Consider the following 15,673-nt stretch of genomic DNA (forward strand, 5'->3'; position numbering starts at 1 on the left):
GCAGGACCGGAAGGCCGTCTGGGGCGGATCCTGGCCTTGGCGACCTGATCGTCCGTGAGGCGAACGCGCCTGGCCCGTTCCGGCTCTGGAACAGCCGCCGGCGTCCCCCCCGGGCCCGCGATCCTGGGCGGATGCCGCGCACCGGTCAGCAGAGCCCGCAACGCGTCGGGGGCGGCGGGCCACCCCGTCGCGACGAGGAAGCCGCCGACGACGGCCACCGGCACGATGAGGAGATGCTTGAGCATATCTGTGTCATGGGCGGCGGCCCACGCGCGCGTGGTCCCGCGCGTGGTCCCGGAGGCGCTGTTCGAGGCGGGGTCACCGGGACGGCGGATCGACCCGCCGGCCGGCCGGCGCGGCGAAGGCCGGGTGCCGGTCACACGGGTGGCGCCGGGCTCGCCGAACGGCGTGGCCATGGCGGCGGCGCCCCATCTGCGGTCGGCCTCCGATCCGCACCTCATCGCGCGCCCGCACCCCGACCCTTCGCCCGTGGAAGGCGCCGGGTGCGCCGGCACGCTCATGCCTCATGGGATCGCCGACCCGCCTCATCGCCGGCCCAAGGCCGGGCTGGGCGGAGGACGAGGTGGCGGCTGCGCGGGCTGGTCCCGCTCGGTCTCTGCGGCTTGCTGTGAGCTTCGACTACCGATCCGAGAAGAATTTCCGAAGCTCCTCGGGGGTCACCTTTCCATCCTTGTTGGCGTCGACCGCGTTGAAGAGACGCTTATGGATAGCCGTCACTTCGTCGAACGAGAGAGAACCGTCCCCGTCCGTATCCGCAATCGCGAACATCATCCGCATTCGGAGGCCGCCGGCCATCATCCCGTCCATCATGTGGTCCATCATGCCACACATGCCGCCATGGCCCAGTCCTCCCATGCCGCTCATCATGCCCCGCCCCATCATGCTGGGTCGGTTGGGCGGGGAGGCTGGGTCCGGCGTGTTCTCCGGGCCCGTTGATGTCTGAGCACCTGCGCTGGACAGCGAGCCGGCTGCGAGGAGTGTGGTGAGGGCCGTCACCTGCACCAGTGTCGCCAGCGTCATGAAACCCTCCCCAGCGAGAGATGTCCCTCGTCACGCGCAATGTCGTCAGCGATGCGGTCGGCCGTGGGCGCAACCGAATTCAGGTTACCTGCCCCGAGGGGTCACACATTGATGTTGATCAACCGCTCAGGACCTCAGGATCGGCGTTCGATCTGAGGCATGCCATTCCGTCGGCATCGCCACGTCCTGGGCGCCGGATGCGCCCCGGCCATCGAAGTCCCTCGCGGGGCCCGCTGGGGGTGTCACCGATACCCGGTTGGGGTGTGATGGCGAGACCGGCGGTGCAGGCGCGCATGACGGCATGCGTCGTGGCGGCTGCGCCCGTCCTGGCGATCCGGCGCAGGGGCAGACCCGCTCCGCTGATGCCGCTCCGCCCCCCGCGCTTCGACAAAGCGGCCGGGTGGCACGCGACGCTCGGCTCCCGCAGGCCCGGTGGAGTTCGAGAACCGGCCCGAACCCGCTGAGTGTGGTGTCCACCGTGCCGGCAGCAATCCGCGCATTCGCAACGGACTCGGGAACAGCGGCCTGGCGTTGATCTGGCTCAACGACGCGAGGCTGACCTTGTATGCGAGTTCGACTTCGATCGGCCGGTCGCTGGAGCGCGAACAGGTAGGCTCATCATGACTGCGACCACCGCGGCACCCGCACGGCCTGAACCCGACCCCGCCAGAGTCACCTCTGCCCAGCGCGAAGCCTCGGCGCGCGCCGTCGCGGTCGTCTCCGGTGCACGACCGACGCGGCGGCAGTTGCCCGGATGCCATGTGCCGCGACGTCATCGTCGCGTCGGACGTCGCTATTTGCCAGTATCCGTCTCAACAAACCGAAATGGATCAAGGCCCTGGCCATCGCCGCTTCCCTTGCCGACACAAGGGATTGCGCACGTTCAAGCGGTCCGCTCCGGGGGCAAGTCTCGGCTCGGCCGTCCAAGAGGGAGGGGTCCATGCAGAGCGGCAAGGAGTTTATCGACACCCTGAAACGTGAGCACGCCCGCCTCGGCCGGCTGGTCGACGTCATCGATAACGGTCGTTGGTGGACGACGGACACGCCGGGCCGCCCGGCAGTCGCCGATCTGGACAAGCAGGCGAAACTCCTGGTGAGCGTCATCGATGAGATTGACCGTGTTGTCGGGCAGATCGGCTCGCGCTGAGCCCGACGCTGCGTAACGCGCGCAACAGCAATGCCGCCCAGCGCTCCGTGATCCTTGGCTTGCGCCTCCGCCGTGTCTCCGGCCGAGCGGTCACACAACCTTGCCGACGAGATGCCCGATCCCCGCGGTGACCGCCATCGCCAGGGCCCCCCAGAACGCAACCCGCGCGGTCGCCCGCGGGATCGCTGCGCCGCCCACCTTCGCGCCCAACGCCCCGAGCACAGCGAGGAACGTCAGCGAAGCTGCGGACACCGAGACGACGAGATAGTCGGCCGGAGAGACCGCGGCCACGAGAAGGGGCATGGCCGCGCCCGCGGAGAACGTCGCCGCCGAGGTCAGCGCAGCCTGGATCGGGCGCGCCGTGGTGAACGTGGAGATGCCGAGTTCGTCCCTGGCATGGGCGCCGAGGGCGTCCCGCGCCATCAGCTGGTCGGCGACCTTCAGCGCGAGATCGTGGTCGAGGCCGCGCGAGACGTAGATCCCCGCAAGCTCCTCCCGCTCGGCCGCCGGGTCCTGTTCGAGCTCGCGCCGCTCGCGCGCGAGGTCGGCCCGCTCCGTATCGGATTGGGAGCTCACCGAGACGTACTCACCGGCCGCCATCGACATCGCGCCGGCGACGAGGCCCGCCGTACCGGCGACCAGGATATCGCTGGCGGCGGCGGCGGAGGCCGCCACGCCGACGATCAGACTGGCCGTGGATACGAGCCCATCGTTGGCGCCCAGCACCGCGGCACGCAACCAGCCGATGCGCTCGATCAGGTGGCTTTCCGCATGGCGCGCGCGCATCGGCGTCAGCCTCTCTCGGCGGGTGTGGATCTGCCGCTGCCGGGAAGTATGCGACGCAGGGCGCGCTCGTGCCAGAGGTGGCGATGCGCCGAAGCGGCTGTGGCGCAGAGAAGCCCGCTCAGGCCGGGCGTTTCCGCCGGGCCCGAGCCAGATGGAACGGCCGACCCCGCCGGCGCGAGGAGATCGGCAGGACCCTGGTCACACCCGGCGGGTCATCCCTCCAAAGCCCCCCTCCAAAGCCCCGACGGTTTCGGCTGCGCGCCTGTCCCGGCAGCGCCAGGCGTGCCCGCTCGGGCTGAGCGGCCGACGGCTCAGCCGCGCTTCGCCTGCTTGAAGCTCTGTATGGCCTCCCGACAGCCGGTGGAGAGCTTCGCCATGTTCTTCTCGAAGCAGGCCTGTGTTCCGGGACCATCCTCCGGGGTCAGGTCGCCGCAGAAGGTCGTGAAGTCGCCCATGCATTGCTGCTGGAACGCCGCCTTCTCGTCGGCGGACATCGGCGCGGCCCAGACGGAGGTTGCCGCGGTGGACAGAAACAGAACGGTCGTGACCAAACGTATCGGCATGGCGATGCCCCTTCGGCTCGATGAATCCGGTCGGTAAGTCGAATGGGTCGAAAGCGGTTGCACGCCGGCGGGCCCGTCGGCGTTGGCCCGGACAGCCGGCGCCGGACGGTGCCCCGGCGGGCGTTCCGGACGGGGCCCTCAGCGGATCTGTGGCTTGGCGCGGTGCAAGGGCGACGATGACCGCGCTGGAGATTCCGACCGCCCGCGGAACTGCGCCCCGACCGGCCGACAGGGCCGGAAGGGGCGCAGCAGGTGCGTCAGCGGTGGGTTCCGGTCGAACCGGTGCCGGACGTACCGGTAGCCGTGCCGCCGGTCCGCGTGGTCGAACCGGTCGATTCCATCCCGCCGGACTTCATCTCGTGTCCGGGAGCATAGCCGGATGCGCCGGGGCTCCCCGCCCGGCTTCCGCGGTCCTGCATCTCGTGGCCGGGCGCCTTGGACGAAGCCCCCTGCTCGGCGGCCATGGCGCTGCCGCCGAGAGCGAGAGTGGCGAGAATGATGATCGGGAAGCTTCGCATTGAGCGTCTCCTGTGTTGGAGCCCCTAAACGGCAGGGTGGCCGCGACCGTTCCAGAAAAATTCGATGTCTCGAAAGTATCGCCCGATGTTCGAAGACCGGAGATATCGCCGACCTCAATACTAAAGAAATTCTTTGAGGTTGTTCCTGCCGATCTGTCGCACGTCTGGCCGGCTCAAACCGCGCATCTCAGTCGTCGCATGGGCCCATGGTGCTGCGCGGCGCGTGGAACGGATTTGCCCCGAGCGCCGTATCTGAGCCGCACCGGGACCAACCCCGCTGCGAGGGAGGCTCCATGTTTCGCACGCCAACGTTGTTCCTGCTCGGCGCACTGACCTTGGCGGGAGGCGTTCTCGGGACCTCGTCCGCCGCCCTGGCCGATCCGCCCTGGGCCCGTGGGGAACGCGGCTTCCGCCCCGGCGGCCCGCCTGCATGGGCGCCCGCGCACGGGTATCGCCGCCATCGCGACATGGGCGGCTACGGCCGCAGGGATGCGCGCGTCTTCGAGGAGCGTCGCTACCGCGGGTACCGGGACAACCGCTACTAGATCCGTCGCGGGCATATCCTCGCCTCGCCGGCCCGGGCAGACCGCACCCCGCTTGGGCCGAGACACCTTGCGCGCGCCTGCGCCTTAGCCATCGGGACCGGTCATGACCCTCGTCCGTGCGATTGTCCTCGCGGTTGTCGTCCTGACCTCTCAGGGTGCGCTCGCACAGGCGCCTGTGGCGCCTCCATCCGCCGAAGACGGGGAGCCTCGCCCCGGGCCGCCCCCGCCCCTTCCGGATGTCTCCGATCCGAACGGGCGGGCCGGCGGGGCGCTGAACGAGCCCGACGAACGGTCCGATATCCCGAAGACGCTCCGCTCGTCCGGATCCAAGGCCGGCGGCCCGGCCAACGACCTGAACCCGGGCGGCCGCGCCGAGGCGCCGGCCCCGCCCAAGGGCGAGCTTGGCCAAGTCATTGCCGGCAAGGAACTGTTTCACGGCAACTATTGCGGGAAGGGGCAGCGCGGCGAGGGGTTGCCGCCGACCGACGACCTGGACGCCGCATGCATGCGCCACGATGCCTGCTATGACACGGCCGGGTACAGTTCATGCGCCTGCGACGCGACGCTGAAACGGGAGGCCTCCATCGTCTCGGACAGCCCGAAGGTGACGCTGGAAGTCCGGCGCAGGGCCCTCAGCGTGATCGAGGCGACGGCCGCGATGGACTGCCGCGCCCCCTGATCCCGGTCGGTGGACCGGCTCCTCGGCCGGGACTTCGGAAGTCGCGCCCGTCCCGCACCGCCGCGGGACCGGCGGCGGCGCAGGCCGCGCGCCGGCAGATCACCCTACGGCCGCACATAGCTCCACCCCTGCTCCTGCCGCTCCATGATCTGCACGACGCCGGAGGGAACGATCGTCGCCTGCGGCAGCAGCGGGATCGGATGCCCCTCGGCCTTCTCCATGGCGGTCTTGGTGTTGTTGCAGGCCGAGAACTGGATCTTCGACGGGAAGCCGGACTCGGCGAAATGCGCGATCCGGTCGGCCACGGTGGATTTGTCGGCCCGATACATGGCGAGGCCCGGCCCGAAGGCGACGATGTCGATCTCCACCGCCTCGTTCTTGGCGCGGTAATGATCGACCACGTTGGTGGCGTTGTTGAGCGTCAGGTTCATCGTGGCCGGGTCGGCTGTGTCCACCTGGAACACGACGCGGTGCCCCCTGCCCGTCTCGGCGGCGGAGACCGGGGCGGCGGCGAGCCCGGCCAGCAGGAACAGGATCGGGCGTCGGGGGAGCTGTCGCATGGCTGATCTCCGGTCGGGGCCGGCGCCTGTCGGAGCCCGTGACTTTGGCCCAGGCCCGGCGCCCGTGATAGCGAAGCCGCGGCTCCGAAGTCGATCCGGATCGGCGGTGCGATGCCGGGGAAGCGGCCGTGGCAGCGATATGGGTAACAGCCCTGGTCCGGGCGCTGGCCTCGGGAACCGTCGTCGTGCTGGCCTCCGTGCTGGCGGAACTCCTCGGACCGGTCTGGGGCGCCCTCATCGTCAGCCTGCCGGTCTCGGCCGGGCCGGCCTACGTGTTCATGGCCTTGGAACACGATACCGACTTCGTCGCCGGGGCGGCCCTCAACGGCTTCGCCGCCAATGCGGCGACGGGCCTGTTCCTGACCGTCTACGCCCTGCGGGCCAGCGGCCGGGATCTGGGCTCGACCCTCGGTCCGGCGACGCTGGCATGGCTGGCGGTGGCCATCCCCGTATCCGCCGCGTCCTGGACGCCGCTGACGGCCCTCGGGCTCAACGCACTCGTCTATGGCGCGGGGGCCGTCGCGACCCGGCAGGCGGTGCGAACCTCCCTCGTCCGGAGCGCGGTCGTCGCGCGGCCGCGACCGGTGCATCTCCTGGCCCGAGCGACGGCCGTGGCCCTGTTCGTGGCGGTTGTCCTGGCTGTCAGTTCGGCCCTGGGACCGGCGCGGACCGGGGTGGTCGCCGCCTTTCCGGTCACCCTGACGAGCACCTTCGTGATCCTGCATCGCCGGATCGGCGGGGGCGCGATGGCACGCTTGGCCAGCATTGCGATCCGGGGCGTCTTCGGCTTCGGCCTGGCGCTGCTCACGCTTCACCTGACGGTCCAGGCCCTCGGTGCCGCCGCCGCCCTGTGTGCCGCCCTCCTCGTCTCATTGATCTACTCGGCCGGGCTTCTCATCCTGCAGCGCCGGCCCAGTCCGAAGGAGCCCGGCATCGTCACGCGGTGAAGCGGCGGGGCGTCCGATCCCCGGTGTCGCGGTACGCTCGACCGCCCTGTTGCGGGGGACGCGCCAGGAGCCGAAATCCTCGCGGCGGCGTCAGGCTGGACCCGCCACGCCGCCCCCCGGGACCCGACGCAATCCGGGATGCGCGCCCTCCGTCACGGTGTCAGACCCTCTCGGGGGCCGAGGATGCGGTCCCGGTCGGCACAGGCTGCCGCCCCTGCGCGCGCCGCTCCTCGACGCGCTGCAGGATGACGTAGAAGCACGGCACGAACAGCACCGCCAGGCAGGTCGAGGCCAGCATCCCGCTGAAGACCGTGATGCCGATCGACTTGCGCGCGGCAGCGCCGGCCCCGGAGGCGGTGACGAGGGGCAGGACGCCGAGGATGAAGGCGAACGAGGTCATCAGGATCGGGCGGAAGCGCAGCCGCGACGCCTCCACGGCCGCGGCCGCGATGTCGAGACCGGCCTGCCGCTTCTCGCGGGCGACCTCGACGATCAGGATGGCGTTCTTGCTCGCCAGCGCGATCAGCAGGATCAGGCCGATCTGCGTGTAGAGGTTGTTGGCGACGCCGAGCAGCAGCAGCGCCCCGACCGTGCCCAGGAGCGCCAGCGGCACCCCGAGCAGGACCGCCAGCGGCAGGATCCAGCTCTCGTACTGGCCGGCCAGGACCAGGTAGACGAGGAGGATGGCGAGCCCGAACACGAGGTAGATCTGCGCGCCGACCGCCTTCTCCTGGTACGACATCGCCGTCCAGTCATAGCCGGTGCCCGGCGGCAGCACCTTGGCGGCGATCTGCTGCATCAGGTCCAGCGCCTGCCCGGAGCTGAAGCCCGGCGCCGCCCCGCCCACGATCGTGGCGGTCGGGTAGAGGTTGTAGAGGCTGATCAGGGACGGGCCCTGCACGGTCTTGATCTCCACGATGGTGCCGAGCGGCACCATCGCCCCGTTGCCGGCGCGCACCTTCAGGTTCTCGACGTCCTCGGGGCGGAGCCGGTAATCGGGCGCGGCCTGCACGTAGACCTGGAAGGTCCGGCCGAACTTGTTGAACTGCGTGACGTAGGACGACCCCACGTAGCTCGAGAGCGTCGAGAAGACCTGCCCGACCGTGACGCCGAGCGCCTCGGCCTTGATCCGGTCCACCGCGATCGCGATCTGCGGCACGCCGGCCCGGAACGAGGTGTTGAGCTTCCGCAAGCCCGATTGCGCGTTCCCGTCGGCGACGATCGTCCGGGCGAGGCTCTCCAGCAGGGGGTAATCGAAGTCGCCGTTGCGCAGCTCCACCTGCATGGTGAAGCCGCTGGCATTGCCGATGCCCTGGATCGGCGGCGGGATGAGCACGAAGGTCGCGGCGTCCTCGACGCCCTCCAGCATCGTGTTGAAGCGGTCGTAGAGGCTGCGCAGATCCTGGCCCTTCTCCCTGGCCCGGGCGTCCCAGTCCTTGAGGACGACGTAGGCGACACCGGCATTGGGCAGGGTGGCGTTGGAATCGAGGACCGAGATGCCGCTGATGGTGAGCACGTTGTCGACGCCGGCCGTCGCCTTCGCCTGCGCGCTGATGCGCTGCATCACCGCGTCGGTGCGCTCCTTCGAGGCCCCGTCGGGCAGCTGGGCCCCGATCAGCACGTAGCCCTGATCCTCCGTGGGCAGGAAGGCGGTGGGCAGGCGGGTCAATCCCCATCCGGCCAGGCCGATCAGCAGGAGCGCGAGGACGGCCATGAGGCCGCTGCGCCGGACCATGTGGGCGATCAGCCGGGCGTACCAGCCCTCGACGACCCCGTAGACGCGGTTGAAGCCGCGGTAGAACAGGTTCCGCTTCTCCGGCGGCACCGGCTTGCGCAACCACAGGGCGCATTGGGTCGGCTTCAGCGTGGCGGCGTTGATCGCGCTGATCAGCGCGGTGGCGGCGATCACCAGGGCGAACTGCTTGTAGAGCTGCCCGGTCAGGCCGGGGAGGAACGCGGCCGGCACGAAGACCGACATGAGCACCAGGGTGATGCCGATGATCGGGCCGAACAGCTCCTCCATCGCCTTCTCGGCCGCCGCCCGGGGCGAGAGGCCCTCGTCGATATGGTGGGCCACGCCCTCGACGATCACGATGGCGTCGTCCACCACGATGCCGATCGCCAGCACGATGGCGAACAGCGTCGAGAGGTTCACGCTGAAGCCCATCGCCGCCATGGCGGCGAAGGCGCCGATGATGGTCACCGGCACCGTCGTCGCCGGCACCAGCATGGCCCGCCAGTCCTGGACGAAGACCAGGATGACGATCAGGACCAGCACGGCGGCCTCGAACAGCGTCCTGTAGACCTCGTGGATCGAGGCCTGGACGAACGCGGTCGTGTCGAACGGGATGGCGTAGACGAGGCCCGGCGGGAAGGTCTTGGCGAGTTCGGCCATCCGGGTGCCGACGGCGTTCGCCACCGTGAGCGCGTTCGCCTCCGGCAGCTGGTAGATGCCGATGCCGGCGGCGGCCTGACCGTTCAGGGTGAAGGACTGGCTGTAGGTCTGCGCGCCGAGTTCGACCCGGCCGACGTCGCGCAGGCGGGTGATGCGGCCGCCGTCCTGCGCGTCCGCCTTGATGATGATGTTCTCGAAGTCCGGGGCGTCGTTCAGCCGACCGTTGATGTTGAGGGTGTACTGGAAATCCTGTCCGGTCGGCACCGGCGGCATCCCCAGGGCCCCGGCGGTGACCTCCTGGCTCTGCTGCTGCACGGTGTTGATGATGGCGTCGGGGGTGAGGCCCCGGGCCTGGAGCAGATCGGGGTCCAGCCAGATCCGCATCGCGTACTGGCCGGCGCCGAACACTGTGACGTTGCCGACGCCGGGGAGCCGGGCCAGCTCGTTCTGCACGTTGATCACGCCGTAATTCGACAGGAACAGGCTGTCGAACTTCCCGTCGGTGGCCGACAGCGTCACGAATTGCAGGATTGCGGTGGATTTCTTCTGGGTCGTGACGCCCTGGACCTGGACCGCCTGCGGCAGCGAGGACATCGCGATCGCGACGCGGTTCTGCACCAGCACCTGCGCCTGATCGCCGTCCGTCCCGATCGCGAAGGTGACCGTGAGGGTGTAGGTGCCGTCGCTCGCGCTGGTCGACTGCATGTAGAGCATGCCCTCGACGCCGTTGACCTGCTGCTCGATCGGCAGCGCCACCGTGTCGATCACCGTGCGGGCGCTCGCACCCGGATAGCGCGTGGTGACCTGGACCGTCGGCGGCACGACGTTGGGGTATTGCGACACGGGCAGGTTGAGGAGCGACACCGCGCCGACCAGCGCCATGATCAGGGCCAGCACGTTGGCCAGGACCGGCCGCTCGATGAAGAAGCGCGAGATCATGCCGTTGGCCCTCGGTGCCGGCGTCTCAGGGGCGGTCCGCCGCATCGGCGGGCCGCGGATGGGCGGATGCCGGCCTCCGGTGACCGGGCGGATCGGTGCCCTGGACCATCGGTCTCGCGGGCTCGGCCGGGCGCACCGGCCGGTGTCTCACCGCTGAAGCGGCGCCGGGCTTGGGGAGGCCTCGGCCACCGCCGACTTCTGGGGTGCGACCTTGGCCCCGGGGATGGCTCGCTGGATGCCGTCCGTGACGACCCAGTCGCCGGGGGCGAGCCCCGCCTCGATCACCCGGTACCGCCCGTCCCGCGCCCCGAGCGTCACCACCCGCTGCGCGACCGTGTTGTCGGCCCCGACCGTGAGCACGTAGCTGCCCTGCTGGTTCGTCCCGATGGCGTCGTCGCGGACCAGCAGCGCCTTGTCGTCGCGGCCGACCGGGATCCGGACCCGCACGAACAGGCCCGGGAGGAGCGCGTGATCGCCGTTCTCGATGAGCGCCCGGGCCAGCAGGGTGCCGGTGGACGGATCGACCTGCGGCGCGAGGTAGTCGAGCCGGCCGGTATGCGGATAGCCGGTCTCGGTCTGCAGGCCGATCTCCACCGGTATCTTGGCCAGATCGCCCAGCGGCTGCTGCGTCGCGCGCAGGTGCTGCTTGACCAGCAGCACCTGCTGCTCGCTGACGTTGAAGTAGACGTAGAGCGGATCGATGCGGACGAGCTGCGCCAGCTTGGTCGGCCCGCTGATGCCGACGAGCGCCCCGACATCCGCCAGGTGGTTGGTGACCACGCCGTCGAAGGGCGCGGAGACCTGCGTGTAGCCGAGGTTGATGGTGGCGATGTCGAGGTTGGCCTGCGCCTCCATGACGGCGGCGCTGGCTTGGTCCTGCTTGGTCTTCGCGTCCTCGACCCGGGCCTGCGAGGCGAATTCCTGCCGCCCCAGCGTGGATTGGCGCTGATATTCGGACTGGGCGTTCGCCAGGGCGGCCTGCTGCGCCGCCAGGGCGCCCTGCGCCTGCTTGAGCTGCGCCTCGTAGGTGTTGCGCTGGATGGCGAAGAGCGGCGCGCCCGCCTTCACCACGGCGCCGTCCTTGTAGGTGATCGCCTCCAGAAAGCCCTGGACCCGCGCCTCGAGATCGACGGCCGCGAACGCCTTGGTGTTGCCGGTGAGTTCGAAGTAGCGCGTCACCGTGCGCACGACCGGCTGCGAGACCGAGACGCCGGGCGGCGGTGGCGGGACGTACTGGTTCGAATCGCGGCAACCGGCGGCGCATCCGGCGATGGCCGCGAGGGCGAGAAGACGGACGGATCCGGGAAGCTGCAGCACGATCGGCACGGCCGGCCCTCAACCTGAGATCGTTACGGATGGTCTTTGGCCTCGGTCCTGCCGCGGCTACTGACCATCCTCGGCCTTGGCTTCCCGGGCGAGGGTCAGGCATTCGAGCAGATCGACATAGCTGGGCAGGCCGTCGAGTTGCGCTTCCGCCGCGCAGCGTGTCCGGTCACCGGCCGGGTAGCTGGACCACTTTTTTTCGACCTCGGCCCGCGCCGACCCCTCATCCTCGAGGCAGAGCTTCTGCCGGCCGGCATCGAGGGTCATCTGCTGCGTCGCCGCCCGGCAGCTGCCGTGAACGTCGAAGACCGGCATCGTGTCCGAGACCGGCGTCGCCAACGCCAGCTCCATCAGCAGGGCAGGAACGGCAAACATCATGATCGACACACCCGCGCAGCGCGCCAACCGGACAACCCGGTCGATCCTGACTTTGGCGGCCCAACACAGATGCCCCGCCCTGCGACAATACAGGTTCGATGCGCAAACGGGCCCGATTCGGTCGCCTGTGCTCTATCGATAGCACATTTCGCAGCTGAGCCATGGCCTCAAAAATTGTTATCAACCAAGGCGGACTACCGAATCCCGCGATCCCCCGTCAGATCGGGCACACGATGTATTTACGTCTTATTTAAACGTCCCAACCGATACGGGACAGCAACAGACCCAACGATACACCTGCATCACGGTATTTCGGCGCGCCCAGGATCGACGGCCCGCGATGATTCACCTGTGAAAGACGGGCGCCGCCAAGGCGAGGGGATCGGCCGATCTTGGACCCGGCGGAGTGGGACGATGGACCGAGCCCCGAACAGCCGAACATGCAGGGTTCGTCGCGGTCGCGCGATCCCCCCTCCCGTCGGCCGGCGGGACGGGGCCGGTGTCGCGATCCCCTGCCTGTCGGCTTGGCCGCCGTCTCACCGCTCCGCGCGGTGGAGATGCCACAGCGCGCCGACCAGCCCGAGATTGGCGAGGCTCAGGGCGAGCAAGAGCCACAACAGGGCCTCCGGGCTGGCCTGGGTCAGCACGAACGCGCCGGCCGGCGGGGCGAGCGCCTGCGCGACCAGCCCCGGCCGCGCCAGGCGGCCGACCACCAGCGGGTAGCGCACCGGACCGAACAGGGCCAAGGGCACCGTGCCCCGCGCGATCGAATAGATCCCGTTGCCGCCGCCGTAGAGCACCAGCCAGATCCCGACGCCCGGCAGCCTCAGGGCCAGCAGCACCAAACCCAGCGCCACCAGGCCCAGGGCGGCGGTGAGAGTCCAGAGCGGGTGATGCCGCCCTTCGAACGACATCTCCACGATGCGGGCGCCGACCTGCGCCGGGCCGATCAGCGCCGCGTAGGACACGGCGGACGCCAGCGCCACGCCCTGCGCCTGCAGCAGCGTCAGCAGATGCACCGACACCAGCGCCATGATCGCGCCGCCGAGGACCAGCACCCCGGCGAACAGCCGGAACGCCCGCCGCTCGGCGGCGGACAGAGGGCCGGTGCGCGCCGCGCGGTGCTCCGCCGCCGCCGCCGGCGGGTTCGGGATCAGCAGGAGCACCAGCGGCAGCGTGACCCCGAGATGCAGGCCGGCATAGGCGAGGCAGGCGCCCCGCCAGCCGACCTGCGCGACCAGGAACGCCGAGAGCGGCCAGCACACGGTGCTGGCGAACCCGCCCCACAGGGTCAGGGTGGTGATCGCCGGCCGTGCCGCCGCCCCGTAGAGGCGCCCGAGGGTGGCGAAGGCCGGATCGTACAGGCCGCAGCCCATGCCGAGCCCCAGCAGAAGCCAGCCGGCCAGGTAGACCGGCAGGACCGGCGCGGCGGCCAGCGTGATCAGGCCGGCCGCCAGCAGCAGCGCCGCCAGCGCCAGAACCGGACGGCCGCCGTGGCGGTGGATCGCCGCCCCGACATGCGGCGCGGCGAACGCGGCAACGAGGAGCCCGAGGGACAGACCGCCGACCACCCAGGCCAGCGGCCAGCCGGTGCTCTCCGCCACCGGGCCGGCGAGCACGGCGGGCAGGTAGAACGAGGACCCCCAGGCGAGGATCTCGATCACGCCGAGGGCGGAGATCACCGGCCAGCGCCTCCCCCCGGACACGCGCGGCCTACCGGGGACCGAGCAGCGGCAGCCAGGCCGCCAGCGCCAGCAGCGTGGCCAGCAGCACGGGCGGGGTGATGACCAGACCGACCTTCATGTACTGGCCCCAGGTGATCCTCTGGCCCTTGCTGTCCAGGACATGCAGCCAGAGCAGGGTGGCGAGGCTGCCGATCGGCGTGAACTTCGGCCCGAGGTCGCAGCCGATCACGTTGGCGTAGACCATCAGCTCGCGGGTCAGCGGCGACAGGTCCGGCGCCCGCTCGATCGCGAGCGCCCCGATCAGCACGCTCGGCATGTTGTTCATCAGCGACGACAGGATCGCGGCGGCAAAGCCGGTGCCGATGGTGGCGGCCCACGGGCCGTGGCCGGCGAGCCAGACCAGGCCCTTCGCCAGCGCGTCGGTCAGGCCGGCGTTCCGGAGGCCGTAGACCACGAGGTACATGCCGAGGCTGAACAGCACGATCTGCCAGGGGGCGCCGGTCAGCACCTTGCGGATCGGGATGATCCCGCCCCGGTTGGCGAGCAGCAGGAGCACCGCCGCGCCGGCGCAGGTGACGGCCGACACCGGCACCCCGAACGGCGCGGTGACGAAGTAGGCGGCGAGCAGCACGCCGAGCAGCGGGAACGCCGCCCGGAACACCAGCGGATCGCGGATCGCGTCGGCCGGGCGTTCGAGGGCATCGACCGGGTAGGCTTCCGGCACGTCGCGCCGGAAATAGGCCCACAGCACCAGCAGCGTCGCCGCCAGGGACACCAAGTTCACCGGCACCATCACGGCGGCGTACCGGCCGAAGGTCACGGCGAAGAAGTTGGCGGAGACGATGTTGACCAGGTTGGAGATCACCAGCGGCAGGGAGGTGCTGTCCGCCACGAACCCGCAGGCGACGATGAACGCCAGGGCCGCCGCCGGCTTGAAATCGAGCCGGAGCAGGATCGCCAGCACGATCGGCGTCAGCAGCAGCGCCGCGCCGTCGTTGGCGAACACCGCCGCGATGGCCGCGCCGAGGAGCACGACCAGCGGGAACAGCCGCCGGCCCCGGCCGCCGCCCCAGCGGGCGATGTGCAGGGCCGCCCAATGGAAGAACCCGGCCTCATCGAGCAGCAGGGAGAGGATGATGAGCGCCACGAAGGTGAACGTGGCGTCCCAGACGACATGCCAGACCACCGGAATGTCGCCCGGATGGATCACGCCCGCGGCGAGAGCGACCCCCGCGCCGGCCAGTGCGCTCCATCCGATCCCGAGGCCCCTGGGCTGCCAGATGACGAACACGAGGGTGGCAAGAAAAATGGCGAGCGCGAGCATCCGGGCGTTTTCGTCTTATGGATCGGTGTGAGGCTCAGGCCGTGGCGACGCGGCGGCCGTGCTCGTCCACGACCCGCTCACCGTCTTCCTTGACGAACTCGCCCTGCTGCACCGGCAGAAGATCGAGCACGGCTTCCGACGGTCGGCACAGGCGCACGCCCTTGGGCGTGACCACCAGCGGGCGGTTGAGGAGGATCGGGTGCGCCGCGATGGCGTCCAGGAGCTGCGCATCCGTCAGCGCGGGATCGCCGAGGTTCAGCTCCGCGAACGGCGTGCCGCTCTCCCGCAGCACCGCACGCACCGACAGACCGGCGCGGGCCAGGAGCTGCACCAGCAGCGCCCGCGCGGGCGGGGTTTTGAGGTACTCGATCACGTGCGGCTCGATGCCGGCGTTGCGGATCATCGCGAGGGTGTTGCGGGACGTGCCGCATTCGGGGTTGTGGTAGATCACGACGTCGAACGGCTCAGGCATGGGCGGTCTCTCCAAGGGCGGGGCAGCAGGGTGCCAGGGCGGCCATCGCCGGGGTGCAGACCTCCGGGCGGCCCTGGCAGCAATCTTTCATCAGGAAGGCGATCAGGCCGGACAGCGCCGGGTAGGCGGCGCTGTAGATGATCGAGCGGCCCGCGCGCCGCGATGCGACCAGGCCCGCGTGGCTCAGTTCCTTGAGATGATGGGACACGGTGGCGGCGGAGACGCCCACCGCCTCAGCCAGCACGCCGGAGGCCAGCCCGTCCGGGCCGGCGGTCACGAGCACCCGCACCAGGCGCAGACGGTGCTCCTGGGCGAGGGCCGCGAAGGCGGCGAGGGCTTGCGGCTCGTCCATATTCGTTACAATCTTCAAA

The 15,673-nt window shown here is 70.2% G+C and carries 16 protein-coding genes; 4 read left to right on the forward strand and 12 right to left on the reverse strand.

Going from position 1 to position 15,673, the window contains the following annotated elements; genetic code table 11:
• Positions 1–639 precede the first annotated feature (639 nt).
• The gene (locus BM396_RS21620) at positions 640–1,041 is read right to left on the reverse strand and encodes an EF-hand domain-containing protein (RefSeq protein ID WP_043383999.1); all 402 of its coding nucleotides are present in this window, start codon (positions 1,039–1,041) and stop codon (positions 640–642) included.
• Between the two features lie 940 nt (positions 1,042–1,981).
• Between BM396_RS21620 and BM396_RS21625 the strand changes: the two genes are divergently transcribed.
• Complete coding sequence (locus BM396_RS21625) at positions 1,982–2,188, forward strand: hypothetical protein (protein ID WP_043353665.1); 207 nt, start codon at positions 1,982–1,984, stop codon at positions 2,186–2,188.
• Between the two features lie 90 nt (positions 2,189–2,278).
• Here BM396_RS21625 and BM396_RS21630 read toward each other — a convergent pair whose 3' ends face one another.
• The 3 genes from BM396_RS21630 to BM396_RS21640 all read right to left on the reverse strand — a co-directional run bounded on the left by BM396_RS21630 (position 2,279) and on the right by BM396_RS21640 (position 4,055).
• Positions 2,279–2,974: a VIT1/CCC1 transporter family protein gene (locus tag BM396_RS21630; protein WP_043353666.1), complete on the reverse strand. Its 696-nt coding sequence runs from the start codon at positions 2,972–2,974 to the stop codon at positions 2,279–2,281.
• Between the two features lie 311 nt (positions 2,975–3,285).
• Positions 3,286–3,537: a hypothetical protein gene (locus BM396_RS21635; RefSeq protein ID WP_043353668.1), complete on the reverse strand. Its 252-nt coding sequence runs from the start codon at positions 3,535–3,537 to the stop codon at positions 3,286–3,288.
• 257 nt (positions 3,538–3,794) lie between these two features.
• On the reverse strand, positions 3,795–4,055 hold the full coding sequence (locus tag BM396_RS21640; protein WP_043353670.1) for a hypothetical protein: 261 nt from the start codon (positions 4,053–4,055) through the stop codon (positions 3,795–3,797).
• 293 nt (positions 4,056–4,348) lie between these two features.
• Here BM396_RS21640 and BM396_RS21645 point away from each other — a divergent pair, with 293 nt between their 5' ends.
• On the forward strand, positions 4,349–4,600 hold the full coding sequence (locus BM396_RS21645) for a hypothetical protein (protein WP_081948690.1): 252 nt from the start codon (positions 4,349–4,351) through the stop codon (positions 4,598–4,600).
• A gap of 103 nt (positions 4,601–4,703) precedes the next feature.
• On the forward strand, positions 4,704–5,279 hold the full coding sequence (locus tag BM396_RS21650) for a phospholipase A2 family protein (protein ID WP_107059924.1): 576 nt from the start codon (positions 4,704–4,706) through the stop codon (positions 5,277–5,279).
• 104 nt (positions 5,280–5,383) lie between these two features.
• Here the strand turns inward: BM396_RS21650 and BM396_RS21655 are convergent, their stop codons facing one another.
• Positions 5,384–5,839, reverse strand: a complete 456-nt coding sequence (locus BM396_RS21655; RefSeq protein WP_043353674.1) for a DsrE family protein — start codon at positions 5,837–5,839, stop codon at positions 5,384–5,386.
• A 128-nt stretch (positions 5,840–5,967) separates the two neighbouring features.
• Between BM396_RS21655 and BM396_RS21660 the strand changes: the two genes are divergently transcribed.
• Entirely contained in the window at positions 5,968–6,786 is an 819-nt protein-coding gene (locus BM396_RS21660) for a hypothetical protein (RefSeq protein ID WP_043384002.1), read from the forward strand.
• Positions 6,787–6,946: 160 nt separating this feature from the next.
• Here BM396_RS21660 and BM396_RS21665 read toward each other — a convergent pair whose 3' ends face one another.
• From BM396_RS21665 to BM396_RS21695, 7 genes are all read right to left on the reverse strand, one after another.
• Positions 6,947–10,120 (reverse strand): efflux RND transporter permease subunit, encoded by a 3,174-nt coding sequence (locus tag BM396_RS21665; protein WP_043384006.1) that lies wholly within the window; start codon positions 10,118–10,120, stop codon positions 6,947–6,949.
• A 147-nt stretch (positions 10,121–10,267) separates the two neighbouring features.
• Positions 10,268–11,446 (reverse strand): efflux RND transporter periplasmic adaptor subunit, encoded by a 1,179-nt coding sequence (locus BM396_RS21670; protein ID WP_051976111.1) that lies wholly within the window; start codon positions 11,444–11,446, stop codon positions 10,268–10,270.
• Between the two features lie 57 nt (positions 11,447–11,503).
• Positions 11,504–11,821, reverse strand: coding sequence for a hypothetical protein (locus BM396_RS21675; RefSeq protein WP_236952735.1), 318 nt, complete (start codon positions 11,819–11,821; stop codon positions 11,504–11,506).
• Between the two features lie 536 nt (positions 11,822–12,357).
• Positions 12,358–13,527, reverse strand: a complete 1,170-nt coding sequence (locus BM396_RS21680) for an MFS transporter (RefSeq protein ID WP_043384011.1) — start codon at positions 13,525–13,527, stop codon at positions 12,358–12,360.
• Between the two features lie 7 nt (positions 13,528–13,534).
• A complete protein-coding gene (locus BM396_RS21685; protein WP_043384014.1) occupies positions 13,535–14,830 on the reverse strand; it encodes an arsenic transporter in 1,296 nt (431 codons plus the stop codon).
• Positions 14,831–14,864: 34 nt separating this feature from the next.
• Complete coding sequence (arsC, locus tag BM396_RS21690) at positions 14,865–15,302, reverse strand: arsenate reductase (glutaredoxin) (RefSeq protein ID WP_043353683.1); 438 nt, start codon at positions 15,300–15,302, stop codon at positions 14,865–14,867.
• Positions 15,295–15,654, reverse strand: a complete 360-nt coding sequence (locus tag BM396_RS21695) for an ArsR/SmtB family transcription factor (protein ID WP_043353685.1) — start codon at positions 15,652–15,654, stop codon at positions 15,295–15,297. The genes arsC and BM396_RS21695 overlap by 8 nt, the downstream gene beginning before the upstream one ends.
• Positions 15,655–15,673: the final 19 nt, after the last annotated feature.

Origin of the sequence: Methylobacterium sp. UNCCL125 (assembly GCF_900116795.1) — a bacterium.
Taxonomy (GTDB): domain Bacteria; phylum Pseudomonadota; class Alphaproteobacteria; order Rhizobiales; family Beijerinckiaceae; genus Methylobacterium; species Methylobacterium fujisawaense.

Coding starts and splice junctions, on each gene's coding strand:
- BM396_RS21620 (WP_043383999.1), bottom strand. CDS start 1,041: ATGACGCTGGCGACACTGGTGCAGGTGACGGCCCTCACCACACTCCTC.
- BM396_RS21645 (WP_081948690.1), top strand. CDS start 4,349: ATGTTTCGCACGCCAACGTTGTTCCTGCTCGGCGCACTGACCTTGGCG.
- BM396_RS21655 (WP_043353674.1), bottom strand. CDS start 5,839: ATGCGACAGCTCCCCCGACGCCCGATCCTGTTCCTGCTGGCCGGGCTC.
- BM396_RS21635 (WP_043353668.1), bottom strand. CDS start 3,537: ATGCCGATACGTTTGGTCACGACCGTTCTGTTTCTGTCCACCGCGGCA.
- BM396_RS21630 (WP_043353666.1), bottom strand. CDS start 2,974: ATGCGCGCGCGCCATGCGGAAAGCCACCTGATCGAGCGCATCGGCTGG.
- BM396_RS21640 (WP_043353670.1), bottom strand. CDS start 4,055: ATGCGAAGCTTCCCGATCATCATTCTCGCCACTCTCGCTCTCGGCGGC.
- BM396_RS21685 (WP_043384014.1), bottom strand. CDS start 14,830: ATGCTCGCGCTCGCCATTTTTCTTGCCACCCTCGTGTTCGTCATCTGG.
- BM396_RS21625 (WP_043353665.1), top strand. CDS start 1,982: ATGCAGAGCGGCAAGGAGTTTATCGACACCCTGAAACGTGAGCACGCC.
- BM396_RS21665 (WP_043384006.1), bottom strand. CDS start 10,120: ATGATCTCGCGCTTCTTCATCGAGCGGCCGGTCCTGGCCAACGTGCTG.
- BM396_RS21650 (WP_107059924.1), top strand. CDS start 4,704: ATGACCCTCGTCCGTGCGATTGTCCTCGCGGTTGTCGTCCTGACCTCT.
- arsC (WP_043353683.1), bottom strand. CDS start 15,302: ATGCCTGAGCCGTTCGACGTCGTGATCTACCACAACCCCGAATGCGGC.
- BM396_RS21695 (WP_043353685.1), bottom strand. CDS start 15,654: ATGGACGAGCCGCAAGCCCTCGCCGCCTTCGCGGCCCTCGCCCAGGAG.
- BM396_RS21675 (WP_236952735.1), bottom strand. CDS start 11,821: ATGATGTTTGCCGTTCCTGCCCTGCTGATGGAGCTGGCGTTGGCGACG.